The sequence below is a fragment of the Acidovorax sp. M2(2025) genome, assembly GCF_049330835.1.
Classification (GTDB): domain Bacteria; phylum Pseudomonadota; class Gammaproteobacteria; order Burkholderiales; family Burkholderiaceae_C; genus Acidovorax.
Genome location: NZ_CP186262.1, coordinates 1,215,974 through 1,240,775, shown reverse-complemented (window position 1 = coordinate 1,240,775; position 24,802 = coordinate 1,215,974). Strand labels below are relative to the sequence as shown.

Genomic DNA, 24,802 nt, shown 5'->3' with positions numbered 1-24,802 from the left:
ATCAAAAATTAACTATCGCGCCACCGTGCGATCGACGATTATTTTAGGCGTAATAAATATCAACATTTCTTGCTTATTTGCCTGCTTCGTTCTAGTTTTAAACAGATTTCCGACACCCGGAATATCCCCCAAAAAGGGCACCTTAGCTTCCGCATCGTCCTCGAAGAGCTCAAAAATTCCACCAATCACCACCGTACCACCATTTTCAACCAAAACCTGCGTCTTAACATGCTTCGTATTAATAGCGCGCACGTTCTGCAGAATCTCCCCCGGACTATCCTTATTGACATCCAAATCAAGAATAATATTGCCCTCTGGAGTAATCTGAGGCAAAACCTCGAGCCTTAAAACAGCCTTCTTGAAGGCTATCACGGTCCCCCCGTTCGGAGCTGTAACAGGATAAGGAAACTCCGTGCCTTGTTCAATGGAAGCTTTGGTCTGATCCGCTGTCACAACCCGAGGACTCGACACAATCTTACCCTTCCCATCAGCCTCCATTGCCGAAATCTCGAGGTTCAGAAATCTATTAGCGGCAGAATTAAAAATGGAGATCGCAAAACTCGCAGGATCAAAACCACCCTGTGCCTGAGCCGGCAAATTGACGAAGCTGCCAGTTGTATTGGTAGCTCCGCCAGCGCCCGAAGAGGCCACAGCGTTTCCATAACTTGTCCCAAAAACGACACTATTACTGCCTCCAAGGCTGTAACCACCCGTACCTCCGCGATTGGCGCGCAAATCCGTGCCCCCCAGCCTGACACCCAATGACCTGCCAAACGTATCGGAAGCTTCAACAATTCGGGCCTCAATCATGACCTGCCTGACCGCCACGTCTAATGTCGCGAGCAACTTGCGCACTTCTTCCAGCTTGCTCGGCGTATCGGTTACAAATAGTTGATTGGTCCGAGATTCTGCGATCGCGCTACCCCGTTCAGAAAGGAATTTGTTTCCTCCACCTCCACCACCACCTCCCCCGGAAGAGGTGAGCTGCGTTACCATATCCACAGCCTTGGCATAGTTCATCTGGAACGCTTGAGTCTTTAATGGCTCCAACTTTTGAATAGCAAGAGCAGCTTCATAGTCTTTCTTGGTACGATCGTCTATTTCGTCCTTAGGAGCGATCCACAAAACAGTACCGGTTTTTCTCATGCCCAAGCCCTTGGCCTCCATGATGATCTGGAGGGCTTGATCCCAAGGAACATCCTTGAGTCGCAAGGTCAGCGAACCTGTAACAGTATCAGACGTGACGATATTGAAATTCGTAAAATCTGCAATCACTTGCAGAAGTGAGCGAACTTCAATATTTTGAAAATTGAGAGAGAGCTTCTCCCCACTGTACCCGGGGCCTTGGGTAAGCTTGCTCAAATCGACTTTTTTCTGTCGAACTTCCACGACAAATTGGTTATCGCTCTGATAGGCGCTGTGCTCCCACTCTCCGATAGGATCAATGGTCATACGGACCCGATCACCTTGCTGGACCGTTGTGACGGCTTGAACCGGTGTTCCAAAATCACCCACGTCCAAGCGCCGACGAAGCCCCTCAGGCAATGCAGACTTCAAAAAGTCAACAACCAATCCCTTGCCTTGTTGGCGAATATCCACGCCCACCTGACTTGACGGCAGCATCACAACAACACGCCCGGACCCATCAGCCCCCCTGCGGAAATCCACGTCTTTCAACGTCTGAGTATCTGCACTGCCCGGATCCGCAAAAACCTGGGACTGTGCGGGGGCCGGCGCAGCCCCAGCCGTCGCCACGGTTCCCAGCGAGATCAACAAGGAATTTCCCTGAATGTCGGCCTGGTAAGAAGTGGATTGCTTGAGGTTGAGAACCACGCGAGACCGGTCACCGGCCTGAACCACGTTGACAGAACGAATATTTCCCTGGTTCATCTCGAAGCTGTTCCTGCCACTGCCATTGGTGGCATTTGGGAAGTCCAAGGCTATCCGGGGAGGAGATTGGATGGCAAAACCGGTCGGAATCCCTTGCAAAGGCTCCTTGAACTCAATGCGCAACACATCGACACCGTTTTGCGTGCTGCTAGAGACGGACTGAATCAGGGCCTCGGCCATCGCATGCAGCGGCGCAAGGACCGCGAGAGACATTCCCACTGCAATTCGACAAATTTTGGTCATATGCTTTTTTGAATATTTCATTTTTTGCCCTCTTGCAGATCTAGGGATGCAGTACGCTCAATCCAGTCGCCGGTCGCATCCTGCACAATCTCCCGCAATTGAATCGAGTTTTCGGTAATTTTTGTTATTTTCCCGTAGTTCTGACCGATATAGTTACCAACTCGAACTTGATAAAGCAGCTTATCAACCCGGAGAAGTGCAGTGGGAATACCTTTTTTATCCAAACTACCCACCATGGCCATGGTGTCAAGCGGGTATGCCTCCAGGGGCTCTTTGCGGCGAGCCATCTCGGGGGCTATCAGTGCAGCATTAGACGCAGATTGCGTGGACTCTCGACGCAATACCTGAGTCAACTTCAGTGGATTGAAAGGCTCTACTCCGCCCTCCATCTGGTAACTCTGAGGTTTGAACTGCTTAGGCTCTGTCAGTGGCGTGACGCGCGGCTTGGTTGTTTGCCGTAGATCCGCCATCCACTGTCGCAACTCCTCGTCACCTGAAGGGCTACAGCCCGCCAAAGCTGCGGAAATGAGCCCCCACGAAATCAATTTGTATGAAATCATTTTTTGGCGCCTTTCACCGCTTGCTTCTGCGCCTGGATCTCTTCAGGATCAAGGTATCGGAAAGTCCGCGCCGTGGCCTCCATCGTCAACGTGGCGCCATCCTTTTCCTTCCCTTGCGGGGCTATGGAGATATTATTCAGAGTCACAATACGAGAGAGATTAGCAACATCTGCCGCAAAATACCCCATATCGTGGTATTTGCCAGTCACCTTGATTTGGATCGGAAGCTCTGCGTAGTACTCTCGCACGACCACCTGCCCCGGACGGAACAGGTCAAATTGCAGGCTGCGCCCAAGACCAGCTTGGTTGATATCGGAAAGCAAGGCGGCCATCTCTGCCTTGCTGGGGAGTTGCTTTTCCAGCTGAATCACGTACTGCTGGACCTGCTCGCGCTGCCTTTTCAGCGCCTCCAAGCTGACGGCTTTGGTCAGCTTGGTTTGGTAGTCCTGGCGCAGCGTTTGCTCTTTAGCAACTTCCGCAGCAAGTTCATCCTCGTATTCACTGATCTTGGCAAACCAAGCCACGGCCGCTACTGCCACTGCGATAAAAACACACAGGAGCACCTTGGGAAGGACAGGCCACAGGGATGGGTCCTTGGGATCCAGATTTCGAAATTGCCTGGAAAGGTTGTCCTGCAAGGCAACGAAATCAATTTGCTTTGTTGATTTTTTTGCCATGTTATTTCCCGGTCGATGCGCTGGCCGCATCCTTGTTTTTCTGGGCTTCCCCGGTACGCATCAATCTGAATCGCAAATTGAAATTAAACACCCTGCGCTGGTCCTTGGCCGCCAAGGCGATATTGCCGGCAACGATTTCAACCAACTCGGGCTTTGAGAGCCATGGGGTGTTATCCGAAAGGTTGCGAAGCATTTCGGACACGCGCTCGTTGGATTGCGCCGAGCCTTGCATCGCAATCACCTGATCGGTCTGCTTGATGCTGGTCACGTAGACACCTTCAGGAATCTGCCGCACCAATTCGTTGAGCAGGTGAACTGGCAAGTTGCGATCCGCTTGCAGGTCTTCCACGGCTTTCTGGCGCGCCCGCAAAGCGGTGATCTCATCCTCAATGTTTGCAATTTCCTTGATCTGCTCTTCCAGGACCTTGATCTCGGACTGAAGGTACCGGTTGCGGTCTTGCTGGGCTGTGATCATCACCTGGAACCACCAGTAGATCAGGCCGGCAATGGCGAGGCCGACCAGGAACGAGGCAAACATGGTTGCCTGAAAAGCTTCCTTCCGGCGCTTGCGGGCAGCCTCCCGGTGGGGAAGTAAGTTAATCAGAATCACTGCAGGAACCTCCGCATGGCCAGACCGCATGAGGTGAGATAGGACGGCGCCTCACGCACCATTTTTTTCAGACGAACGGAACTTCCGATTTCCATGCCATCAAAAGGATTGACCGCACTGCAAGCGAAGCCGGTTTGCTGGGTGACTGCTTCCGTCAAGCCTGGAAGGGGCGCGGAGCCGCCGGCAAGCATGATGTGATCGACCCGGTTGTGCGGGGTGCTGGTAAAGAAGAACTGCAATGCTCTGCCGATTTCCTGCGCCATGCTGTCCACGAACGGACGGAGAACTGCCGATTGGTAGTCTTCCGGGAGGTCGCCGCTTCGCTTCTTGCTTTCGGCCTCTTCCACCGAAAACCCGTACTGCCGAACAATCAACTGGGTGAGTTGGGCGCCGCCAAACGCTTGGTCCCGGTCGTATAGCACCTCGTCATTTTTGATGACCTGCATGCTCGTCGTCAGGGCGCCCACCTCGAATAGCGCGACCATCGCATCGACGCCCTTTTTTGGCAACGCTTCGATAAGACGCCCTGCGGCCAGCCGGGAGGCGTGGGACTCGATGTCCACGATAACGGGCTTCAGCCCGGCGGCCTCTGCCAGCCCCTGGCGGTCTTGCACCTTTTCGCGGCGCGAGGCCGCAATGAGGACATCCACGTCGCCCGGCGAATTCTTGCTGGGGCCGATGACGCAGAAGTCCAGGCTCACCTCGTCGAGGGAGAACGGGATGTACTGGTTGGCCTCCGACTCGACTTGCACTTCAAGCTCTTGCTCGCTCATCCCTCCCGGAAGGGTGATCCGCTTGGTAATGACGGCCGAGGGCGGCAAGGCCAGCGCGACGTTCTTGGTCCGTGCGCCGGTCTTCTTGACGAGCCGGCGCAGGGCGTCAGCGACCTCGTCGAACTTTTCAATGTTGCCGTCCGTGATCCAACCCCGCTCCAGCGGCTCGATTCCGCAACGCTCCAGCACCAGCCCTCCCGCCTTGTCGCGGCCAAGCTCTACCAACTTGACGCTGGACGAGCTGATATCGATTCCGAGCAACGGCGGAGACTGCCGGCCGAACAATGACCCCATTGAGCTCAAGATTGGTCCCCTGTAACTTGCCAAAATGAGGCAACAAAACTTAACACTTCACATGAATGCTATCAGTAAGATAGTTCTCCAGCAAAGATTTTTCCCCAAGTAACAGGCGGGGAGCGTTGCCAAAAGCAGACGAAACTTGGCCCCTTTGCAACCCCGTTCAGTGGCAAGCCAAGGCCGCCGAGCGATGTATTCGGCTACCCAAAATGCTCCCCGAGCGGGAGGCGGTCCGCGCATTTTTATAATGAGGGTTCCTTGCCCTCCCGGAGCGCTATGCCGTCCTCTCCCTCGAAGTCCGCAGACAAGCCGGACGCGTCCACCGCTCCCTCTCCTCGCCGACGTTCCTGGCTCTACTGGGTCGGCCGCATCCTGCTCTGGATCACCGGGCTGGCCGTGGCGGGCGCGCTCGGGCTGGCGCTGTCCATCGCCCTCGCGCTTGCGGTGGCCTACCCCAATCTGCCTGACATCTCAGACCTTGCCGACTACCGCCCCAAGCTCCCGCTAAGGGTCTATTCCTCGGAAGGCGCCCTGCTGGGCGAGTTTGGTGAAGAGCGGCGCAACCTCACGCCGATCGACGAAATTCCCAAGGTGATGAAGGACGCCGTGCTGGCGATCGAGGACGCGCGCTTCTTCCAACACGGGGGGGTCGACTACAAAGGGGTGATCCGCGCCGGGCTGGCGAATCTGGGCCGGGTCAAAAGCCAGGGCGCATCCACCATCACGATGCAGGTTGCGCGAAATGTTTATCTGTCGTCCGAAAAAACATTTACTCGCAAAATTTACGAAATCTTACTTACATTCAAACTCGAGCATTTACTGACCAAGGACCAGATCCTCGAGATTTACATGAACCAGATTTATCTGGGAAACCGCGCCTACGGTTTTGCGGCCGCTTCGGAGGCGTATTTCGGCAAGCCGCTGAAATCAGTTTCGATTGCCGAGGCGGCCATGCTGGCCGGCCTGCCCAAGGCGCCCTCCGCCTACAACCCCATCAGCAACCCCAAGCGCGCACGCGTGCGGCAGTTGTACATCATTGACCGCATGGAAGAAAACGGCTTCATCACGCCGGACCAGGCGGCGCAAGCCAAGAAGGAAGACCTGAAGATCCGGTCCGGCCCGGACAGCACGCGTGTCCATGCCGAGTACGTGGCCGAAATGGTCCGCCAGCTGATCTTCACGCAGTATGGCAACGAGGCCTACACGCGGGGACTCAACGTCTACACGACCCTCAATGCGGCGGAGCAGGAAGCCGCCTATGGCGCCCTGCGCCGCGGCATCATGGACTACGAGCGCCGCCAGCAGTACCGCGGCCCCGAAAAGTTCGTGACCCTGCCCACGGCCCCGCAGGAGGTCGAAGACGCGATTGATGACGCGCTGGCCAACCATCCTGACAACGGCGATGTGCTGTCGGCCGTGGTGCTGGAGGCTTCTGCCCGCAAGATCACCGCCGCGCGTGCCAATGGCGACGCCGTGGAAATCACGGGCGATGGCCTGAAGCCTGCCCAGTCCGGCCTCAGCGACAAGGCGCCGCCCAACATCAAGATCCGCCGCGGCGCCGTGATCCGGGTGGTGAAGACCCCCAAGGGCACCTGGGAGATCACCCAGCTGCCCGAGGTGGAGGGTGCGTTCGTCGCGCTGGATCCGCGCAGCGGCGCCATCCGCGCGCTGGTGGGAGGCTTTGACTTTGACAAGAACAAGTTCAACCACGCAGCGCAGGCGTGGCGCCAGCCCGGCTCCAGCTTCAAGCCCTTCATCTATTCCGCCGCGCTGGAAAAAGGGTTCACCCCCGCCACCGTCATCAACGACGCGCCGCTGTTCTTTGATGCCGGCGTGACGGGCGGGCAGCCGTGGGAACCCAAGAACTACGACGGCAAATATGACGGGCCAATGAGCATGCGCACGGGCCTGGCCAAGTCAAAGAACATGATCTCCATCCGCATTCTGCAGGCCGTGGGCCCCAAGACCGCGCAGGAATGGGTGACACGCTTTGGCTTCGACGCGGAAAAGCACCCCGCCTACCTCACGATGGCGCTGGGCGCCGGATCGGTGACCCCGCTGCAGATGGCGACGGCGTACTCCGTGTTCGCCAATGGCGGCTACCGCGTCAATCCCTGGCTGATTGCCAAGGTGACGGACCACAAGGGCCGCGTGATCTCCGAGACTACGCCCCCCACCACCGCCACGCTGCCGCGGGCCATTGATGCACGCAACGCTTTCATCATGAACAGCCTGCTGCAGGAAGTGACGCGAACCGGCACCGCGGCACGGGCACAAGCCACGCTCAAGCGCCCCGATCTGTATGGGAAGACCGGCACCACCAATGACTCGGTGGACGCGTGGTTCGCCGGGTACCAGCCGACAATCGCCGCGGTCACGTGGATCGGCTACGACACACCGCGCAACCTGGGCAGCCGCGAGACCGGCGGCGGCCTCAGCCTGCCTGTGTGGATCAGCTTCATGGAGCGCGCGCTCAAAGGCGTCCCGGTCATGGAGCCGACCGTGCCGCCGGGCGTGGTGAATGTGGGGGGCGAGTGGTTCTACGAGGAATACGCCCGCAACAGCGGGGTGGGCAGCGTCGGCCTGGAGGCGGGCCGCTCTGCCGCGCCGGCAGCCGGGGCACCCCAGGCGCCCCCTGCGGCGGAAGAGCGCAACCGCATTCTCGACCTCTTCCGCAACTGATGCTCGCCAACGGGCGAGTTCATGGAATGGCGGGCGCGCGACACCCTGCGCGCGCCCTTCGCTGAGAGATCACTCGGAGAATTTCAGGGAGACGCCCGCTTGCTGGCTGGCGTCGCGGCTCAAGCACTCAAAGAACTCGCCCGCTCCCTTGGTGTCCTGCCAGCGCCCGTCCTGAAAGCGGTAGTGGTAGCCCCCCGAGCGGGCGGCCATCCAGACTTCCTGCAGCGGCTTTTGCAGATTGACCACGATCTGCGAGCGATTGGGAAAAGACAGCGTCACCATGCCCCCCGAGCGCTGGGCATCCACATCGGCGTCCGTGGTGTCGTTGATGCGGTCGCAACTGCGCTCAACCGCCAGTAGCAGCTTTTCGGCGCGGTCCATGAATTCAAGGTCGGTCATTACAATTTGCGCATGTTGATGAAGGCTTCTCAAATTCTAGTCAGGACTGTTGTCCTTGCAGCCTGTGCGGCGGCCTTCGCGGGTTGCGGGCAGCGCGGTCCCCTCTACTTGCCCAGCGCCCCCCAGGCGGCCCAGCGGGCGACCCTGCCCCAGACCCTGACACCGGGTTCCGGCGCCGCGCCCACCCCGCAGCCCCCGGCCAGCGCCGCTTCGGCCGCACCCTGAGGCATTGCGGGGCCTGCCGCCAACTCCGGCGACGCTTGATTTCTATCAAGGATCAATTGCAGGGGTAATCGTACAGTTCGGGCTTTATTGCACCGTAGGATGGCTATGGCCCTGGAACTCTACCGCGACAAGAACCATGCTTGTCTGATGTTCACCGATCTGATTGAGGAAGACGGTCAGGCCGTGCAGGCCAACCAGTTCCTGATCGTGGACGACGACACCGGCGCCATCATCGACCCGGGCGGCAACCTGGCCTTCAATGAGCTGTTCATGGGGATGACCAAACACTTCCCCCCGCACAAGCTGTCCTACCTGATCGCCTCGCATGCGGACCCGGACATCATTGCTTCGCTGGACCGCTGGATGACCAGCACCAAGGCCAACCTGGTGATCTCGCGCATCTGGGAGCGTTTTGCGCCCCACTTCACCAAGGTGGGCAAGACGGAGAACCGGGTGATCGGCGTGCCCGACAGCGGTGGACACCTGCCGCTGGGCCGCCACGAGCTGGTGCTGCTGCCCGCCCACTTCATGCACTCCGAAGGCAATTTCCACTTTTACGACCCGGTCAGCCGCATCCTGTTCACCGGCGACCTGGGCGTGTCCTTGATGTCGGGCGCGGAAGCCCGCGTGCCCGTGACCGACTTGCGGGCCCACATCCCGCGCATGGAGGCCTTCCACCGGCGGTACATGGTCTCGAACAAGATCCTGCGCCTGTGGGCCCGTATGGCCCGCCAGCTGGACATCTCGATGATCGTGCCGCAGCACGGTGCCCCCATCATGGGCAAGCCGGCCATCCAGGATTTCTTCCTGTGGATCGAAAACCTCATGTGCGGCATTGACCTCTTCGACGACCGCGCCTACCAGATACCGACGGGCTACATTGATCCGGTGACGCGCCAGATGCGCCCCGGAAGCCCACGGTAATATTTGGGGCAAAAAGAGCCGCCAGCGCTTTCTGAACCTGCGCAATTAGCTATCAATAACATAGCAAAAGAGATGAGGCCATCAAGGGCTGGTCGACGGTTTGGCGCGAGATGCCAACCAGCCCCGCTCATCCCTTGCGCCAGCGGCGGGCCACCCGCCAGCCCAGCAGCAGCGCCACCACCACCGCATAGACGGCCACTTCGCCGAAGTCGTTCTTGCCGGCCCGCATCCAGAAGAAATGCAACAGCGCCAACAGCGCCGCGGCATACACGCTGCGGTGCAGCGCCTGCCACCGCCGGGCTCCCAGGCGCTTGATGGCACGGTTGAACGATGTAGCAGCCAGCAGCAGCAGCAGCACCAGCGCCGCGAAGCCCACCAGGATGAACGGGCGCTTGAAAATATCACGCACGATCTCGGGCACGTCAAAGCCCATGTCGAACCACGCGTAACTCAGCAGGTGCAGCACCCCGTAGAAGAACACGAACAGCCCCAGCATGCGCCGAAACCGTGCCAGCTGCGGCGTGGCGCTGATGACGCGCAGCGGGGTCACGGCGAGCACCAGGCACAGGCTGCGCAGTGTCCAGTCGCCCGTGGCACGCACCAGTGCTTCGGCCGGGTTGGCCCCCAGCCGATCCGCCCACGCGGCGTAGACCAGCCACGCCAGCGGCAGCAGACACAGCAGGAACAGCGCGGGTTTGGCGGCCGGGCCGGCCAGCAGTTTTCGCATGCGGTGAAAGAAATAGAGGCGAAGCCCGCCGGGACCACCCGCCGGGAAATCCCGGCGGTGGACGGCAGGCCCCAGGCGGTCAGTCGTCAGTAGAACTTCTTGAGGTCCATGCCCGCGTACAACTGGCCGACCTGGGCGCCGTAGCCGTTGAACATCAGCGTCTTGCGCTTCTTGGCGAACAGGCCGTCTTCGCCGATGCGCCGCTCCGTCGCCTGACTCCACCGCGGGTGGTCGACCTCCGGATTCACGTTGGAATAGAACCCGTATTCCTGCTTGGCCGCCTTGTTCCAGGCCGTCCCCGGCTCCCGCTCGACAAAACGGATCTTCACAATGCTCTTGGCACTCTTGAAGCCGTACTTCCACGGCACCACCAGCCGCACAGGCGCGCCGTTCTGGTTGGGCAGCACCTCGCCATACATGCCGAACGCCAGCAGCGTGAGCGGGTGCATGGCTTCATCCAGCCGCAGGCCTTCCACATAGGGCCAGTCGAGCACGCGCGACCCCACATACGGCATGGTGGCCTTGTCGGCGAGGGTGACGAACTCCACATATTTGGCGCTGCCCTGGGGCTCCACGCGCTTGATCAGCTCCGACAGCGAGTAGCCCACCCACGGGATGACCATGGACCACCCTTCCACGCAGCGCAGCCGGTAGATGCGCTCTTCTTGCGCGCTGAGCTTGAGCAGGTCCTCGATGCCGTACTTGCCCGGCTTCTTGACGAGCCCTTCCACCTCCACCGTCCAGGGGCGGGTCTTCAACGTGGGGGCGTTGCGGGCAGGGTCGGCCTTGTCGGTGCCGAATTCGTAGAAGTTGTTGTACGTGCTCGCGTCCTTGTAGTCCGTGAGCTTTTCCATGGTGGCGGCGCCGTCCACGGCCGAGCGCCTGGCCGGCAAAGCCGCCAGCTTGCCCGGGCGGGGCACACCGCTCTCCTGGCCCAGCGCGTCACGCGCCGCCCACGCCGCCACGGCAGCGCCGGCTGCGCCGCCGGCCATGAGCTGCAGGAGGCGCCGGCGGTCCTGGTACACCGCCTGGGGCGTGATTTCTGAAGCAAACGGGTGCACGAAACCCGTATCTCGGCGGGGGATCAACATGGGGAGTCTCCGGAAGGCAACGCTGGGCAGTAGAGCAGAACAGGGGTTAGTTCGTTCCACCTGCCGCCCAGGTTACACCGAAGGCCTCGCAGCTGCAGTGCGGCTCACAACAGCCCTACGGGCCGGGTTCCGCTTGCCCGGCCTGCCCCGCGCAGCCGCCGGCTACAGCGTGCCGTAGCTGTGCAGTCCGCTCAGGAACATGTTCACGCCGAGGAAGGCGAAGGTCGTGACCACCAGGCCAACCAGGGCCCACCAGGCGGACACGGTGCCGCGCAGGCCCTTCATCAGGCGCATGTGCAGCCAGGCTGCGTAGTTGAGCCAGACGATCAGCGCCCAGGTCTCCTTGGGGTCCCAGCTCCAGTAGCCGCCCCAGGCTTCCGCGGCCCACAGGGCGCCCAGCACGGTGGCGATGGTGAAGAACGCAAAGCCGACCGCAATGGACTTGTACATCACGTCGTCCAGCACCTCAAAGGACGGCAGGCGCTCGGCAATGCGCTTACGGCCCAGCAGGATGCTCGCCACGATGAAGGCGGAAATGCCGAAATACACCATCCAGTAGCTGCCGCCGTTGTCCGTGACACCTTGCCGGAACACGATGGGCTCAAAGCACAGCACCACGCCCAGCAGCCACAGGGGAGCCAGCTTGTACCAGCGCGTCTCGGCGGCCTGCTGCTTGATCAGGTAGGCAAAGGCCACCATGGCGGACAAGGCAAACGTACCGTAGCCGATGAAGTTGGCCGGCACGTGCAGCTTCATCCACCAGCTCTTGAGCGCTGGCACCAGCGGCTGGATTTCATGCGCCTCGCGCACCACGGTGTACCAGAGCAGAAAACCCACGGCGGCGCTGACCACCAGCATCACAAAGCCGCCCAGGGCGCGCGTGCCGTACTGCTGTTCGTAGTACAGGTAGAACACGGCCGTCATCCAGCAGAACAGCACGAACACCTCGTACAGGTTGCTGACGGGGATGTGGCCGATGTCCGGCCCGATCAGGTAGCTCTCGTACCAGCGCACCAGCGTGCCGATCAACGCCATCGCCACCGCCAGCCAGGCCACGCGCGAGCCCAGCATGCCCATGGTCTTGCCTTCGCCCTTGGAGAACATGCCCAGCCAGTAGAACACCGTGCTGATGAAAAACAGCATGCTCATCCACAGGATGGCGGACTGGCTGGAAAGAAAGTACTTGAGGCCGAACACCGTATCGGCCCGCGCCAGGCTGCCGGCCCCATCCTGCTGGTACAGGCCGATGGCCAGAAGGGCCACCGCCGCCACGGCGAGCATCAGCGTCCGCAGGGGCCGCCAGAACCAGCCCAGCCAGACGGCACAGGGGATGGCGCTGAGCAGAATGCCCTTCTCATACCCATCCATGTAGGCGCCGTAGCGCTGCAAGGCATACAGCCCGCCCGCCGCCACGATGGCGGCGAACAGCCAGTCCAACCAGTTGCGGCGGGCGAAGAATCCCTCGTTCAGGGTGATGGTGGCGGTGTTCATGCGGTGCCTTCCGGGGCCGTGCCGGCTCCAATCAATTTCTGCGCAAGCTGTACGAATTCCTTGTCACCGTCCAGCGTCTTGCGGTTCGCCGACAAGGCCATGGTGGCGTGGGTGCGGCCATCCTGCGGCGCCACCCACACCCAGACCCGCCGCTCGCGGACGTAGAGCATGGCAAAAACGCCCAGGATCAGCAAGGCGCATCCCAGATAGACAATGTTTTTTCCGGGGGCTCGCGCCACCTGGAACACGCTGGCCTGCACCTGGGTGAAGTCCGTCAGTTCCAGCGCGACGGGCGCGGGATAGACCTGCGCATCGGACAGCGACAGCACCGCCTGCGTCATGAAGCCCCGCGTAGCATCGTCCTGCGGCAGGGGGGGCAGGCCCGCCCGCTGGCGCGAGAGCTGGGCCAGCTCGAACAGCGTGCCATTGAGAATGCGCACCAGCACTTCACCGGCCCGCGTGCGCTCGGCCTCGGGTACGTTGGCTTCCATGAAATCGGACACGGCCTGCAGCCCGCCCGTGGGCTTGCCGTCCACCATGCCGCGGCCCGCGAACAGCGCCAGCGCTCGCGACGCGGACTGCTGCAGCTGCTCGGCCAGGTCGCGGCGAGAGGTATCGATGGCCTGCCCGACGTAGCGGCGCACCGCCTCTTCCCGCGCCGCGGGGTCCGCCAAGGCTTCCCGCATGCGCAGGAAGCCCTCCATGCCGCCCTTGTCATCGGCCGGCACGCGCAGGTAGCGGAACGGCTCGGCGGGCGATTCGCGCACGCCCAGCAGGAACACCGGCACGCCGTCGCCGGTGTCCACGGGCAGCATGTAGTTGTGGAATTCCCGCGCCTGGCCCGCCGCGTCGCGCAGCTTGTAGCTGACGCTGGGGCCGACATTGCGAAGCTCTTTCTTGGTAACCGTCTTGTTGGCAGCGCCCAGGCGCGATTCCACCGACTCGCGCAGGTCCACCTTGCGCACGTCCGCCCCGCTGCCGCCCGCCCGCCCCGCCGCGCCGAAGTTCTCGACATTGATGGTGCGCAGCGCCGTGAACTCCAGCGTCAGCGTGTCGGCACCGGCCGCCGCTCCCTGGGCGGAGAGCTGCGTGGAGCCGCCCACGGTGCCCTCGATATCGAAGGGCTTGCCGCCGGGCGCCATGGGCAGCGCACGCAGCTTCAGGTGCGAGCCGCCGTCATCGAAGCTCGACTGGTAGATCTCGATGCCCCGGTAGCTGGCCGGATGGTTGACCTCCACGCGGGCAGGCGTCTTCTCGCCGGTCACCTTGTCGTGGATGACGATCTCGCTGGCGAACAGCTTGGGCATGCCGGTGGAGTAGTGCTCCACGATGAACTTCTTGAGTTCCACCGCGAAGGGCAGCTCCTGCAGCAGCACGCCATCGGACTGGTTCAGGATCGCGGTGCTGGACTGGGTGCCCTCGGCCACCAGCAGATTGCCCCGGAAGGTGGGGTTGCGCTCGGAGAGCCGGTGCTCGGGCTTCACATCCGCGATCAGCCCGCCGCCCTGGTACGGCGTCTTGCCGCCCAGCAGCATCTGGGCGCGCACGATCAGGTCCCCGTCGAGCAGGCCGCCCACGCACACCAGCACGATGGCGCTGTGGGCCGCGATGTAGCCCAGCTTGTTGGCCGCACCCGCCTTGGCCGCGACCATCCAGCCCGAACCCGGGCCCGCGGCCGTGTCGCGCTGCTGCAGGCGCACCTTCCAGCCGCCGCCGGCCAGCAGGGAGCCGATGCGGTGCGCTTCAGCCTCGGCCGTGCCGGGCAGTGCGGCCTCGGCCTTGTGGTGGAAGGCCTTGAGGCTTTGCTCCCGGATGTTTTCCTTGTAGGCCTTGAGGTCGCTGAGGATCTTGGGCGTGTTGCGCGCGATGCACAGCGAGGTGCTCACCACCAGGAAGGCCAGAATGAGCAGGAACCACCAGGCGCTGTACACGGCGTTGAGCTGGATGGCGCCGAACAGTTCGGCCCAGAACGGCCCGAACTGGTTGACATAGTTGACCGCCGGTTCGTGCTGCTTGAGCACGGTGCCGATCACCGACGCGATGCAGATCACCGTCAGCAGCGAGATGGCGAACCGCATGGAGGACAGCAGTTCGATCCCCGCACGCAGGGCCCGGGAACCGGACTGGATATGCAGGCCTTGCGTGTTGTCGGACATGGATGAAACAGGGCTGGGAGCGCGGGAAAGAAAAAATGGGCGGGGCCATCGTTGCGATGGACCCGCCCATTTTGGGTTTTTTATTGGCGGTCGGTTCCGTGAAGACCCGCGGTGCGGGCCACAAACTTGACGGAAATCAAATCAGGCCGTGACAGCCCTCAGCGCAGGCCGGCAATGTAGTCGGCCACCGCCTTGATTTCCTTGTCGTTGAGCTTGGCAGCCACTTGCGTCATCTGGACGCTGTTGGCGCGTGTGCCGTCGCGGAAGGTGTTGAGCTGCGCCACGGTGTAGTCGGCGTGCTGGCCGGACAGGCGGGGGTACTGTGCGGGGATGCCTGCGCCATTCGGGCTGTGGCAGCCGGCACAGGCGGCAATGTTGCGGTCGGGCACACCGCCGCGGTAGATGCGTTCGCCCATGGCGACCAGATCCTTGTCCTTCGCGAAGCCCGTCTTGGCGGGCTTGGAGGCGACCCAGTACGCAATGTTCTTCATGTCCTCGTCGGACAGCATGGCGGCGAAGCCCTTCATGACGGCGTTGTTGCGCTTGCCGGACTTGAACTCCTGCAGCTGCTTGACGAGGTATTCGGGGTGTTGCTGCGCCAGCTTGGGGTTGACGGTGATGGTCGAATTGCCATCCGCCGCGTGGCATGCCGCGCAGACGGCGGCAAAGCTGGCCTCGCCCTTGACGAGATCCGGCTTGGCCGCCGGGGGTGCTTCACCCGCTGCAACAGCCGAGAAAACAGGTGCTGCCAGCGCGGCAGCCGTCAACAAAGAGGCGAGCAACTTCATATCGAGGGGTGTGGGTTTATGTGCGCAAACCCCGCGATTCTACAATGACGCACCTTTGCATCCTAGGAACCTGTTCCCTTCCCATGACGATATCTTCCCCCACGCCAGTTGCTGGCCCACTTCCGCCCGCACCTGACGCCAAGACCGCCATGGGGTGGATGCACACGGCCCGGTTCCTCACCACGGCAGCGCAGCTGCACCACCTGCCGCCTATCGATGTGCCCGAGATTGCCTTCGTGGGGCGCTCCAACGCGGGCAAATCCACCTGCATCAACACCCTGACGCAGCAAAAGCAGCTGGCCTTCGCCTCCAAGAAGCCCGGCCGCACGCAGCACATCAACCTGTTTGCCCTGGGCAAGCAGGGCGTGACGGACGCCGTACTGGCCGACCTGCCGGGCTATGGCTATGCGGCCGTGTCGCGCACCGACAAGCAGCGCTGGCAGCAGGTGATGGTGAACTACCTGATCAGCCGCACCAGCCTCTCCGGCATCGTGCTGCTGTGCGACCCCCGCCTGGGCCTGACCGAGCTGGACGAAGCCCTGCTGGAGGTAGTGCGCCCGCGCGTGGAGGAAGGCCTCAAGTTCCTGGTGCTGCTGACCAAGGCCGACAAGCTCACGCGTTCCGAGCAGGCCAAGGTGCTGTCCATTACGCGACTGCAGGCCGGCGGTGGCGAGGTGAAGATGTTCTCGGCCCTCAAGAAGCAGGGTGTCGACGAGGTGGCGCAGCTGCTGTGGCGGTGGGCCCACCCGGAGCGCCCCGCGCCCCAGGCGCAGGCCGAGGCACCGGACGGTCCGGAGGCAGGCCCGGAGGCCAGTGCCCCGGACATTTCAGATAAAAACAGCCTCTAGCGCTTATGCAGCAAGCGCTAGCAGCTATTTAATTCATAGCATAGCGCCATGATCCAGACCCGCGACGTCGCCCTGCCCCAAGGCATCACCCTGCACTGCCGCACCAGCGGCGTAGCCGGCCGCCCCACGCTGCTGTTCCTGCATGGGTTTCCCGAGGGCGCCTTCATCTGGGACGAGCTGCTGCTGCATTTTTCGCGGCCGGAGAACGGCGGCTACCGCTGCGTTGCACCCTACCTGCGGGGCTTCGGCCGCTCCAGCAGCCCGGCGGAAGTTGAGGCCTACCGTGCCAAGCACCTGGTGCAGGACTTGGCGGCGCTGATTGCGGCCGAGGCCCCGGGCGGCGTGCTGGAATGCCTGGTGGCCCACGACTGGGGCGGCGCCGTGGCGTGGAACCTGGCCAACCAGCAGCCGCAGTTGATGCGGCGGCTGGCCATCATCAACTCGCCGCACCCCGGCGCCTTTGTGCGCGAGCTTTCGCACAGCGCGGCGCAGCAGGCGGCCAGCCAGTACATGCACTTCCTGTGCCGCCCGGACGCCGAGGCGCTGCTGGCCGAAGACGACTTTCGGCGCCTGTTCGCGTTCTTCGACGATCCCCAGGGCCGCCCGCCCGCCTGGCTCACCGGGCCGGTGCGCGCGCAGTACCGCGCGCTGTGGCTGCAGGGGCTGACCGGCGCGTGCAACTACTACCGCGCCAGCCCCATCCGCCCGCCGCGGGACGGAGACCCTGGCGCCCAGGCCATCACGCTGCCCGAATCCATGCTCAGGGTGGCGGTGCCCACACTGGTGCTGTGGGCCCTGGACGATCCGGCCCTGCTGCCCGGCTTGCTGGACGGCCTGCAGGCCTGGATCCCGCAGCTGCAGGTGCAAAAGATAGAGCAGGCATCGCACTGGGTGGTGCACGAGCACCCCGAGCGCGTGGCGATGGAACTGCGGCGGTTCCTGCAATCCAATTGATAGCTGCTCGCGCTTGCTGGATAAGGGCAAGCGGCCGCGTGAGCATCTGAAATCTGGACAACCGGCGCGCACCAGGCCAGAGCCACCATGGAACCGGCTCCGCCGGGCCACGGGTGGCGTCCCCCTCGGGGGAAGCCGCTGCAGGCGGCTCAGGGGGGAATCAATACACGCCCGGCTCGCCCTCGGGCCGCGTCTTGAAGCGCTTGTGCACCCAGTAGTACTGCTCGGGCATGGTGTCGATCACGGCCTCCAGCTCGCGGTTCATGCGCGCGGTGTCGGCCTCGGCGTCGTCCGTGGGGTAGTCGGCCCAGGCGGGCGACACCTCGGCCACGTAGCCCGTGGGCGTCATGCGCGAATACACGCCCACCACCTTCGCGCGCCCCAGCCGCGCAAAGCGCGACAGCGAGGGGATGGTGGCGGCCGTGACGCCATAGAACGGCACGAACAGGGAATCGTTGCGGCCGTAGTCCATGTCGGGCAGCAGGTACAGCAGGCCGCCCTTGCGCAGGTTGGCGATGATGGGCTTGACGCCGTCCGAGCGGTTGAGCATGCGCACGTCGCCAAAGCGCTGGCGCCCGGCCATGAACCAGGCGTCCACGGCCGGGTCCGGGTGGGTGGCAAAGATGGAGGTGAAGGCGCGCGTGGAATGCAGCGGCAGCGCCAGGCCGCCCGCGTCCATGCCGTAGAAATGCGGCGCGAACAGGATGGTGGGCGTGTCGCCGTCCAGCTCGTGGATGGCGCCGGTGAGGCGCACGCGCTGCTCCACCACTTCGCGCGGCGCGGACCAGAGCCAGCTGCGGTCCAGCCAGGTCTGGCAGAAGGCCACAAAGTTGGCCCGCGCCACCGCCCGGCGGCGCGCCTCGGGCCAGTCCGGGAAGCACAGCGCCAGGTTGCGCAGCGCCACCTTGCGCCGCCGCACCACCAGCACGTAGGCCACATGCCCCAGCAGCCAGCCCATGCCGCGCAGCACCGGCAGCGGCAGCCGCGCCAGCACGCCCATGAACCACACGCCCAGGCGGCCCGTCATGCCGCGCCCCCCGCGGCCGGCGCGGCGGCTTCGGCGCGCGGCTGCTTGTAGCGGGCGTAGCCCCACAGGTACTGCTCGGGGCTCTGGCGGATGAGGTGTTCCATGGCTTGGTTGATCTGCAGCACCGCCTGGTCCATCTGGTCGGACAGTGGCGCGGGCAAGGTTTCAAAGTGGGTGACGTAGCCGCGCCCCCAGGACAGGCGCTCGCAGCGCGCCAGCACCACGGCCGCGCCGGTCTGCTGCGCCAGGCGGGCAGCCAGCGTCATGGTGTAGGCGTCGCGGCCAAAAAACGGGGCCCACAGGCCCTGGCCTTCGGGCGGCACCTGGTCGGGCAGCAGGCCCACGGCTTCTCCGCGGCGCAGGGCCTTGATCATCTGGCGCACGCCGGACAGCGTGGTGGGCACGGCCAGCATGCCGGGGCGGTTGCGCGCGGTCTCCATCACCTTGGCCAGCCAAGGCTGGCGGGCGGGGCGGTACAGCACGGTGATGGGGCCGCGCTCGGCGCTCCAGCGCCGTGCCGCCACCTGGGCCGACAGCTCGAAGCACCCCTGGTGCGGCGTGAGGAAGACGATGCCGCGCCCGGCCGCGTAGGCCGCGTTCACGCAGGCCTCGTTCACCAGGCTGCAGGGCAGCGGCGCGCCCAGCCACAGGCGCGGCAGCTCCGCCACCATGCGGCCCGCGTGGGCTACGGCCCCGCGCACCTGGGCAAACGAATAGCCGGCCAGCGCCGCATTGGCCAGGAAGCGGCGCCGGTACGTGGGCGAGGCGGCAAACGCCACCCAGCCCATGGCCGCGCCCATGACGTGCAGCAACCACAGCGGAAATACGGAAAAGAATCGGAACACAACAGGCATTAAAATGGCCGGGTCGCTGAGTTAAATGAGCAACTTGCAGGGCGACGTAAAACAATTCTGCTAAAGCGTTCGCCAGCTCCTACGGGGTGAGGGCAACGCCCCAAATGCCGGAACACAGGAGTTTATTCAAATGGCGAACGACTTTCTCTTTACCTCGGAATCCGTCTCCGAAGGCCATCCCGACAAGGTGGCCGACCAGATCTCGGACGCGATTCTCGACGCAATCTTCAAGCAAGACCCCCGCAGCCGCGTCGCCGCTGAAACGCTGACCAACACCGGCCTGGTCGTGCTGGCCGGCGAGATCACCACCAACGCCCATGTGGACTACATCCAGGTGGCGCGCGACACCATCAAGCGCATCGGCTACGACAACACCGACTACGGCATCGACTACAAAGGCTGCGCCGTGCTCGTGGCCTATGACAAGCAGTCCAACGACATCGCCCAGGGCGTGGACCATGCGTCCGACGACCACCTGAACACCGGCGCCGGCGACCAGGGCCTGATGTTCGGCTACGCCTGCGACGAAACGCCTGAGCTGATGCCCGCGCCCATCTACTACGCCCACCGCCTGGTGGAGCGCCAGGCCCAGCTGCGCAAGGACGGCCGCCTGCCCTTCCTGCGCCCCGACGCCAAGTCGCAAGTGACCATGCGCTACGTGGACGGCAAGCCCCACAGCATCGACACCGTGGTGCTCTCCACCCAGCACCACCCCGACCAGAGCGAGTCGCAGACCAAGATGAAGGCTTCGTTCACCGAAGCCGTCATCGAAGAGATCATCAAGCCCGTGCTGCCCAAGGAATGGCTGCAGGACACGCGCTACCTGATCAACCCCACCGGCCGTTTCGTCATCGGCGGCCCGCAAGGCGACTGTGGGCTGACCGGCCGCAAGATCATCGTGGACACCTACGGCGGTGCCTGCCCCCACGGCGGCGGCGCGTTCAGCGGCAAGGACCCAACGAAAGTGGACCGCTCGGCCGCCTACGCCGCGCGCTACGTGGCCAAGAACATCGTGGCCGCGGGCCTGGCGCGCCAGTGCCAGATCCAGGTGGCCTACGCGATCGGCGTGGCCGAGCCGATGAACATCACGGTCTACACCGAAGGCACGGGCGTGATCCCCGACGACCAGATCGCCCAGCTGGTGCGCGCGCACTTCGACCTGCGGCCCAAGGGCATCATCCAGATGCTGGACCTGCTGCGCCCCATCTACGAAAAGACCGCCGCCTACGGCCACTTCGGCCGCGAAGAACCCGAGTTCAGCTGGGAACGTACGGACAAAGCCCAAGCGCTGCGCGCAGCGGCCGGGCTGTAAAGCCCGGTGTTTGCGCAGCAAACCTTGGGCTTTGGGGCGGAGTTCATATCGCGCAGCGATGTGAACGCAGACCACAAGGCTGCCGCACTGCGTGCGGCAGCAGGGCTGTAAGCCCTCCGCGCGGAACGCGGGGCTTTCCGTACGTGGGCGAAGCTCATATCGCGCAGCGATGTGGGCGTAGGCCAGAAGACCGATAAAGCTGCTGCGCTTCGCGCACACCACCCCCCAGCCGCAGCGCCTCCCGCGCTGCGGCTTTTTTTTATCCCCGCGCCCACCGCGCGGCGGCCCTCTCCTACACCGGGACCCCGCCCCTGCTGACGCCCCGTGCGCGGCGGCGCCGGTATCGTCTGCGCACACCTTTCGCAGCGCCGTCTGCCCCTTTCCCGTAGGAGATCCCCATGCTGAAGTACGCCATCATTTTTGCCCTGATCTCGTTGGTTGCCGGTGCGCTGGGCTTCACCGGCGTGGCCGCAGGCGCCGCCGGCATTGCCAAGGTGCTGTTCATCATCTTCCTCATCATTGCGATTGTTTTCGTCGTGCTCGCCATCCTCGGCGTGGGCGCGGCCCGCAAGGTGCTCAAGTGATGGGCAAGCTGCCCTCCACGCTTCATCCCCCACACGATCCCGTCGATCCCCCTTCCCATGGCCACAACGAACATCTTTGAAGCCCTGCGCGAAAGCCACGAGCGGCAACGCGCGCTCTACCGCCAGCTCGTCGGCACGAGCGGCAACACACCGGAGCGGCAGGAGCTGTTCGAGCAGTTCAAGACCGAGCTCACGGCGCACGAGCTGGCGGAAGAGCGGCACTTCTACATTCCGCTGATGGCGCACGACGCGGGCGTGGACCTGTCCCGCCATGCGATCTCCGAGCACCATCAGATCGACGAACTGGTGGAGTCTCTGGAGGCAGCCGACCCGGCCACCCCCGCATGGCTGCCCCTGGCCAAGAAGCTGGCCGAGAAGGTGGAACACCACCTCACTGAAGAAGAACACCGCTTCTTCCAGATGGCCGGCAAGCTGCTCACCGAGCAGCAGAAGACCGCACTCGCCACCGACTACCTCGCGGTGTACGAGGAAACCAAGGCGGCCACCGCGTAGCCTGGCCCGGGGAGAACGGGCCCCGATGCGCTACCCGTTCGAGCTGTTCGACGACGGCCTGCGCAGGCGCTACCGCGGCGCCTGGCAGCGCGAAGCAGTGCAGACCTTTGCACGCGAAACGCCGCGGTGATTCAATGCACCATGGTGCGGGCCCTTTCGGAGATCGAACGTTCAGGAGGATTGACCATGCTGCGCGTCACCCTTGCCCAACTCAACTTCACCGTCGGCGACATCGAGGGCAATGTCGCCCGCATGGTGGCCGCGGCCCGGCAGGCCGCGCGTGACCAGTCACAGATCGTCGTGTTCAGCGAACTGGCGGTGTGCGGCTATTACCCCGCCGATCTGCTGGACGAGCCCGACTTCCAGCAGCGCATCGTGGCCGGGATCGAGGCCTTGCAGCAGGCCTCCGCCGAGCTGCCCCAGTTGCACTGGGTGGTGGGCGCGCCCACGCCCGCCACCGGCCCGGGCAAGAAGCTGCACAACAGCCTGCTGGTGCTGCAGGGCGGCGCCGTGCGCCTGCAGTACGCCAAGCAGCTGCTGCCCACCTACAACATCTTCGACGAGCGCCGCCACTTCGAGCCCGGCCCGGACGTGGCCAAGGTGCTGCGCGTGGGCAGCGCGCAGGTGGGCCTGCTGGTGTGCGAAGACGGCTGGAACGACCACGGCGCCGACTACGTCGTCAACCCGTTCAAGCGCCTGCGCGACGCATCGCCGGACCTCGTCATCAGCATCAACGCCAGCCCCAGCCACGTGGGCAAGCGCGAGCAGCGGCACACGCTGTTTGGCGGCTCTGCGCGGCGCCACGGGCTGCCCATCCTGTACGTGAACCAGGTGGGCGGGCACGACCAGCTGGTGTTCGACGGCGGCTCGTTCGCCGCCGAGCCCGAGGCGGGCATCGTGTTCGAGGCGCCGCGTTTCGTGGAGGATGTGCGCACGCTGCATTTCGACGGCGGGCGGTTCCTGACGGCCGAGGGCGAACGCCCCGCACCCGTGCCCGCGCAGGGCCTGCCGACGATGGAGTTCTACCGCCAGCAGATCGCGCTGGGCCTTACGGACTATGCGCGGCGCTGCGGCTTCAGGCAGGTGGTGGTGGGCAGCTCGGGCGGCATCGACAGCGCCCTCACACTGGCGCTGGCTGCGCAGGCGCTGGGGCCCGAGAACGTGGTGGGCGTGACCATGCCTTCGCGCTACTCCAGCAGCGGCTCGGTGGATGACTCCGTCACCCTCTGCCAGAACCTGGGCGTTCAGCTGCACACCCACCCTATCGCCGACCTGGTGGCGGGGTATGCGCAGCAGTTTGAAAGCAGCTTTGGCCAGCCGCTCGCCGGGCTGCCGCTGGAAAACCTGCAGGCCCGCATCCGCGGCACGGTGCTGATGGAATACTCCAACGCCTTCGGCCACCTGCTGCTCACCACCGGCAACAAGAGCGAAATCTCGGTGGGCTACTGCACGCTGTACGGCGACACCAACGGCGGCCTGGGGCTGATTGGCGACCTGTACAAGACCGAGGTGTTCGCGCTGGCCCGCCACGTCAACGAACACGCCGGGCGCGAACTGATCCCGCAGGCCATCATCGACAAGGAACCCTCGGCCGAGCTAGCCCCCGGGCAGCGCGACACGGACAGCCTGCCGCCCTACCCGGTGCTGGACGAAATCCTCAAGCTGCTGATCGAGGGCGACCGACTGTCCACCGCCGAGCACACCCAGGCCGAGGCCATCGTCGCGCAACTGCAAGAGACCGATGCCGGCGCCGCGCTGGTGCAGCGCATCCACGCCATGGTGGCGCGCAACGAGTACAAGCGGCGCCAGGCCCCGCCTATCCTGCGCGTGCGGGCCCGGGCGTTTGGCAGCGGGCGGCAGATGCCGATTGCGGCAAAGTATTTGTGACACCCCCTGGGCCGCTTCGCGGCTTCCCCCTTCTCTCGCGCCGCGCGTGGGAAGGGGGACGACGCCAGCGCGGCGGGGCGGCCCTTGCGCAGCGTCCGCGGGCGGGCCGCGCCGGTACCATGCGGCACTCCCGACTCACCCAATCCATCACTACTAAAATCGTAGCTGTAAGCGCTTGGTGGATAAGCGCTAGAGGCCCAAAACATCAAAAAAATCCAGGAGACCCATGCACGACACCGCCCTCCTCATCGGCCGCTTTGAACCCGTGCACAGCGGTCACATCGCCCTGCTGCAGGAAGCCCTGCGCCAGGCGCCCCAGGTCATCGTGGTGGTGGGCTCGGCCTGGCAGGCGCGCTCTCCCAAGAACCCCTTCACCTGGCAGGAGCGCGAGGCCATGCTCCAGGGCGCCCTGCCCGATGCCGACCGCGCCCGCGTGCAGGTGCTGCCTGTGCGCGACTACTACAACGAAGCCGTGTGGGTGCAGGCCGTGCGCCGGGGTGTGACCCAATGCACGGCGCCCGGCGCGCGCATCGCGCTGGTGGGCCACTTCAAGGACGCGACCAGCAGCTACCTGCGCGCTTTCCCGGGCTGGACGCTGATCGACCTGCCGCGCCAGGGCCGCATGGACGCCACCACCGTCCGCGACGCGTACTTTGGCGCCACGCCCGCCACCGTGGGCGCAGCGCTGGCGCCGCTGGCGGGCGAGATCCCGGCCAGCACCCTCGCGATGCTGGAGCAGTTTGCGCAGACTCCGCACTACCCTGCGCTGCAGGAGGAATGGCGCATGCTGCGCGGCTACCGCGAGTCCTGGGCCGCCGCGCCCTACCCGCCCGTGTTCGTCACGGTGGACGCCGTGCTGCGCTGCCAGGACCAGGTGCTGCTGATCCGCCGCGCGCACGCGCCCGGCAAGGGCCAGCTGGCCGTGCCGGGGGGCTTCATCGAGCAGCGGGAGACGGTGTGGCAGTCGTGCCTGCGCGAGCTGCTGGAGGAAACCCACTGCCACCTGCCCGAGGCCACCATGCGGGCCGCACTGCAATCGGTGGCCGTGTTCGACCACCCCGACCGCAGCCAGCGCGGGCGCACCATCACCCATGCGCACTACTTCGACCTGGGCGATGCGCCCTTCCCCGTGGTGCAGGCCGACGACGATGCGGCGCAGGTGCAGTGGACGCCCATCGACCAGCTGGCAGGCATGGAAGAGGAGTTCTTCGAAGACCACTTCCACATGCTGGACCACTTCCTGGGGCTGACGGAGCTGCGCTGAACGCGCGGTGGCGGGCCCAAAGGCCA

Annotated in this window: 23 protein-coding genes; 10 read left to right on the top strand and 13 right to left on the bottom strand. The window is 64.0% G+C overall.

What is annotated here, in order from left to right; translation table 11 throughout:
- Nucleotides 1–12: 12 nt before the first annotated feature.
- From pilQ to ACOYR3_RS05675, 5 genes are read right to left on the bottom strand one after another with little or no spacing between them, the layout of a single operon-like run.
- Nucleotides 13–2,154: a type IV pilus secretin PilQ gene (gene pilQ / locus ACOYR3_RS05695; RefSeq protein WP_422845507.1), complete on the bottom strand. Its 2,142-nt coding sequence runs from the start codon at nucleotides 2,152–2,154 to the stop codon at nucleotides 13–15.
- The gene (locus ACOYR3_RS05690) at nucleotides 2,151–2,693 is read right to left on the bottom strand and encodes a pilus assembly protein PilP (protein WP_422845506.1); all 543 of its coding nucleotides are present in this window, start codon (nucleotides 2,691–2,693) and stop codon (nucleotides 2,151–2,153) included. Before ACOYR3_RS05690 ends, pilQ begins: the two co-directional genes overlap by 4 nt.
- The gene (locus ACOYR3_RS05685) at nucleotides 2,690–3,370 is read right to left on the bottom strand and encodes a type 4a pilus biogenesis protein PilO (protein ID WP_422845505.1); all 681 of its coding nucleotides are present in this window, start codon (nucleotides 3,368–3,370) and stop codon (nucleotides 2,690–2,692) included. Before ACOYR3_RS05685 ends, ACOYR3_RS05690 begins: the two co-directional genes overlap by 4 nt.
- 1 nt (nucleotide 3,371) lies before the next feature.
- The gene (locus ACOYR3_RS05680) at nucleotides 3,372–3,980 is read right to left on the bottom strand and encodes a PilN domain-containing protein (RefSeq protein ID WP_422845504.1); all 609 of its coding nucleotides are present in this window, start codon (nucleotides 3,978–3,980) and stop codon (nucleotides 3,372–3,374) included.
- On the bottom strand, nucleotides 3,977–5,056 hold the full coding sequence (locus tag ACOYR3_RS05675; protein WP_291484573.1) for a pilus assembly protein PilM: 1,080 nt from the start codon (nucleotides 5,054–5,056) through the stop codon (nucleotides 3,977–3,979). The genes ACOYR3_RS05680 and ACOYR3_RS05675 overlap by 4 nt, the downstream gene beginning before the upstream one ends.
- A 270-nt stretch (nucleotides 5,057–5,326) precedes the next feature.
- Between ACOYR3_RS05675 and ACOYR3_RS05670 the strand changes: the two genes are divergently transcribed.
- Entirely contained in the window at nucleotides 5,327–7,732 is a 2,406-nt protein-coding gene (locus ACOYR3_RS05670) for a penicillin-binding protein 1A (protein ID WP_422845503.1), read from the top strand.
- Between the two features lie 69 nt (nucleotides 7,733–7,801).
- On the opposite strand, the gene cyaY is transcribed toward ACOYR3_RS05670, so the two are convergent.
- Nucleotides 7,802–8,131 carry an iron donor protein CyaY gene (cyaY, locus tag ACOYR3_RS05665; protein ID WP_422845502.1) on the bottom strand — a complete coding sequence of 110 codons (330 nt, stop codon included), beginning with the start codon at nucleotides 8,129–8,131 and terminating at the stop codon, nucleotides 7,802–7,804.
- 12 nt (nucleotides 8,132–8,143) lie between these two features.
- On the opposite strand from cyaY, the gene lptM reads away from it, so the two are divergent.
- Entirely contained in the window at nucleotides 8,144–8,356 is a 213-nt protein-coding gene (lptM, locus tag ACOYR3_RS05660) for an LPS translocon maturation chaperone LptM (RefSeq protein WP_422845501.1), read from the top strand.
- Nucleotides 8,357–8,461: 105 nt separating this feature from the next.
- On the top strand, nucleotides 8,462–9,280 hold the full coding sequence (locus ACOYR3_RS05655) for an MBL fold metallo-hydrolase (RefSeq protein ID WP_422845500.1): 819 nt from the start codon (nucleotides 8,462–8,464) through the stop codon (nucleotides 9,278–9,280).
- A 127-nt stretch (nucleotides 9,281–9,407) separates the two neighbouring features.
- Here the strand turns inward: ACOYR3_RS05655 and ACOYR3_RS05650 are convergent, their stop codons facing one another.
- The 5 genes from ACOYR3_RS05650 to ACOYR3_RS05630 all read right to left on the bottom strand — a co-directional run bounded on the left by ACOYR3_RS05650 (nucleotide 9,408) and on the right by ACOYR3_RS05630 (nucleotide 15,533).
- Nucleotides 9,408–10,007 (bottom strand): sulfite oxidase heme-binding subunit YedZ, encoded by a 600-nt coding sequence (locus ACOYR3_RS05650; protein ID WP_422845499.1) that lies wholly within the window; start codon nucleotides 10,005–10,007, stop codon nucleotides 9,408–9,410.
- Nucleotides 10,008–10,093: 86 nt separating this feature from the next.
- Nucleotides 10,094–11,098, bottom strand: a complete 1,005-nt coding sequence (gene msrP / locus ACOYR3_RS05645) for a protein-methionine-sulfoxide reductase catalytic subunit MsrP (RefSeq protein ID WP_422845498.1) — start codon at nucleotides 11,096–11,098, stop codon at nucleotides 10,094–10,096.
- Between the two features lie 162 nt (nucleotides 11,099–11,260).
- Nucleotides 11,261–12,589: a c-type cytochrome biogenesis protein CcsB gene (gene ccsB / locus ACOYR3_RS05640; RefSeq protein ID WP_422845497.1), complete on the bottom strand. Its 1,329-nt coding sequence runs from the start codon at nucleotides 12,587–12,589 to the stop codon at nucleotides 11,261–11,263.
- Nucleotides 12,586–14,745 (bottom strand): cytochrome c biogenesis protein ResB, encoded by a 2,160-nt coding sequence (locus ACOYR3_RS05635; RefSeq protein ID WP_422845496.1) that lies wholly within the window; start codon nucleotides 14,743–14,745, stop codon nucleotides 12,586–12,588. Before ACOYR3_RS05635 ends, ccsB begins: the two co-directional genes overlap by 4 nt.
- 158 nt (nucleotides 14,746–14,903) lie before the next feature.
- On the bottom strand, nucleotides 14,904–15,533 hold the full coding sequence (locus ACOYR3_RS05630) for a c-type cytochrome (protein ID WP_422845495.1): 630 nt from the start codon (nucleotides 15,531–15,533) through the stop codon (nucleotides 14,904–14,906).
- A gap of 83 nt (nucleotides 15,534–15,616) precedes the next feature.
- Here ACOYR3_RS05630 and yihA point away from each other — a divergent pair, with 83 nt between their 5' ends.
- Nucleotides 15,617–16,381, top strand: coding sequence for a ribosome biogenesis GTP-binding protein YihA/YsxC (gene yihA, locus ACOYR3_RS05625; RefSeq protein WP_422845494.1), 765 nt, complete (start codon nucleotides 15,617–15,619; stop codon nucleotides 16,379–16,381).
- A 48-nt stretch (nucleotides 16,382–16,429) separates the two neighbouring features.
- Nucleotides 16,430–17,335 (top strand): alpha/beta fold hydrolase, encoded by a 906-nt coding sequence (locus tag ACOYR3_RS05620; protein WP_422845493.1) that lies wholly within the window; start codon nucleotides 16,430–16,432, stop codon nucleotides 17,333–17,335.
- 160 nt (nucleotides 17,336–17,495) lie between these two features.
- On the opposite strand, the gene ACOYR3_RS05615 is transcribed toward ACOYR3_RS05620, so the two are convergent.
- Together ACOYR3_RS05615 and ACOYR3_RS05610 are read right to left on the bottom strand one after the other, a co-directional pair.
- Entirely contained in the window at nucleotides 17,496–18,362 is an 867-nt protein-coding gene (locus ACOYR3_RS05615) for a lysophospholipid acyltransferase family protein (RefSeq protein ID WP_422845492.1), read from the bottom strand.
- Nucleotides 18,359–19,216 carry a lysophospholipid acyltransferase family protein gene (locus ACOYR3_RS05610; protein ID WP_422845491.1) on the bottom strand — a complete coding sequence of 286 codons (858 nt, stop codon included), beginning with the start codon at nucleotides 19,214–19,216 and terminating at the stop codon, nucleotides 18,359–18,361. The genes ACOYR3_RS05615 and ACOYR3_RS05610 overlap by 4 nt, the downstream gene beginning before the upstream one ends.
- Nucleotides 19,217–19,346: 130 nt before the next feature.
- Between ACOYR3_RS05610 and metK the strand changes: the two genes are divergently transcribed.
- From metK to ACOYR3_RS05585, 5 genes are all read left to right on the top strand, one after another.
- The gene (gene metK, locus ACOYR3_RS05605) at nucleotides 19,347–20,528 is read left to right on the top strand and encodes a methionine adenosyltransferase (protein WP_422845490.1); all 1,182 of its coding nucleotides are present in this window, start codon (nucleotides 19,347–19,349) and stop codon (nucleotides 20,526–20,528) included.
- A 398-nt stretch (nucleotides 20,529–20,926) separates the two neighbouring features.
- Nucleotides 20,927–21,112 carry a DUF1328 family protein gene (locus ACOYR3_RS05600; protein WP_422845489.1) on the top strand — a complete coding sequence of 62 codons (186 nt, stop codon included), beginning with the start codon at nucleotides 20,927–20,929 and terminating at the stop codon, nucleotides 21,110–21,112.
- A gap of 57 nt (nucleotides 21,113–21,169) precedes the next feature.
- Nucleotides 21,170–21,625, top strand: coding sequence for a hemerythrin domain-containing protein (locus ACOYR3_RS05595; RefSeq protein WP_422845488.1), 456 nt, complete (start codon nucleotides 21,170–21,172; stop codon nucleotides 21,623–21,625).
- A gap of 186 nt (nucleotides 21,626–21,811) precedes the next feature.
- Complete coding sequence (locus ACOYR3_RS05590; RefSeq protein WP_422845487.1) at nucleotides 21,812–23,512, top strand: NAD+ synthase; 1,701 nt, start codon at nucleotides 21,812–21,814, stop codon at nucleotides 23,510–23,512.
- 226 nt (nucleotides 23,513–23,738) lie between these two features.
- Nucleotides 23,739–24,776, top strand: coding sequence for a bifunctional nicotinamide-nucleotide adenylyltransferase/Nudix hydroxylase (locus ACOYR3_RS05585; protein ID WP_422845486.1), 1,038 nt, complete (start codon nucleotides 23,739–23,741; stop codon nucleotides 24,774–24,776).
- Nucleotides 24,777–24,802 lie beyond the last annotated feature (26 nt).

Excerpts from the sequence above, each read along its gene's own strand:
- pilQ (WP_422845507.1), bottom strand. The coding sequence starts at position 2,154 with ATGAAATATTCAAAAAAGCATATGACCAAAATTTGTCGAATTGCAGTG.
- ACOYR3_RS05690 (WP_422845506.1), bottom strand. The coding sequence starts at position 2,693 with ATGATTTCATACAAATTGATTTCGTGGGGGCTCATTTCCGCAGCTTTG.
- ACOYR3_RS05685 (WP_422845505.1), bottom strand. The coding sequence starts at position 3,370 with ATGGCAAAAAAATCAACAAAGCAAATTGATTTCGTTGCCTTGCAGGAC.
- ACOYR3_RS05670 (WP_422845503.1), top strand. The coding sequence starts at position 5,327 with ATGCCGTCCTCTCCCTCGAAGTCCGCAGACAAGCCGGACGCGTCCACC.
- cyaY (WP_422845502.1), bottom strand. The coding sequence starts at position 8,131 with ATGACCGACCTTGAATTCATGGACCGCGCCGAAAAGCTGCTACTGGCG.
- lptM (WP_422845501.1), top strand. The coding sequence starts at position 8,144 with ATGTTGATGAAGGCTTCTCAAATTCTAGTCAGGACTGTTGTCCTTGCA.
- ACOYR3_RS05655 (WP_422845500.1), top strand. The coding sequence starts at position 8,462 with ATGGCCCTGGAACTCTACCGCGACAAGAACCATGCTTGTCTGATGTTC.
- ACOYR3_RS05650 (WP_422845499.1), bottom strand. The coding sequence starts at position 10,007 with ATGCGAAAACTGCTGGCCGGCCCGGCCGCCAAACCCGCGCTGTTCCTG.
- msrP (WP_422845498.1), bottom strand. The coding sequence starts at position 11,098 with ATGTTGATCCCCCGCCGAGATACGGGTTTCGTGCACCCGTTTGCTTCA.
- ccsB (WP_422845497.1), bottom strand. The coding sequence starts at position 12,589 with ATGAACACCGCCACCATCACCCTGAACGAGGGATTCTTCGCCCGCCGC.
- ACOYR3_RS05635 (WP_422845496.1), bottom strand. The coding sequence starts at position 14,745 with ATGTCCGACAACACGCAAGGCCTGCATATCCAGTCCGGTTCCCGGGCC.
- ACOYR3_RS05630 (WP_422845495.1), bottom strand. The coding sequence starts at position 15,533 with ATGAAGTTGCTCGCCTCTTTGTTGACGGCTGCCGCGCTGGCAGCACCT.
- yihA (WP_422845494.1), top strand. The coding sequence starts at position 15,617 with ATGACGATATCTTCCCCCACGCCAGTTGCTGGCCCACTTCCGCCCGCA.
- ACOYR3_RS05620 (WP_422845493.1), top strand. The coding sequence starts at position 16,430 with ATGATCCAGACCCGCGACGTCGCCCTGCCCCAAGGCATCACCCTGCAC.
- ACOYR3_RS05615 (WP_422845492.1), bottom strand. The coding sequence starts at position 18,362 with ATGACGGGCCGCCTGGGCGTGTGGTTCATGGGCGTGCTGGCGCGGCTG.
- ACOYR3_RS05610 (WP_422845491.1), bottom strand. The coding sequence starts at position 19,216 with ATGCCTGTTGTGTTCCGATTCTTTTCCGTATTTCCGCTGTGGTTGCTG.
- metK (WP_422845490.1), top strand. The coding sequence starts at position 19,347 with ATGGCGAACGACTTTCTCTTTACCTCGGAATCCGTCTCCGAAGGCCAT.
- ACOYR3_RS05600 (WP_422845489.1), top strand. The coding sequence starts at position 20,927 with ATGCTGAAGTACGCCATCATTTTTGCCCTGATCTCGTTGGTTGCCGGT.
- ACOYR3_RS05595 (WP_422845488.1), top strand. The coding sequence starts at position 21,170 with ATGGCCACAACGAACATCTTTGAAGCCCTGCGCGAAAGCCACGAGCGG.
- ACOYR3_RS05590 (WP_422845487.1), top strand. The coding sequence starts at position 21,812 with ATGCTGCGCGTCACCCTTGCCCAACTCAACTTCACCGTCGGCGACATC.
- ACOYR3_RS05585 (WP_422845486.1), top strand. The coding sequence starts at position 23,739 with ATGCACGACACCGCCCTCCTCATCGGCCGCTTTGAACCCGTGCACAGC.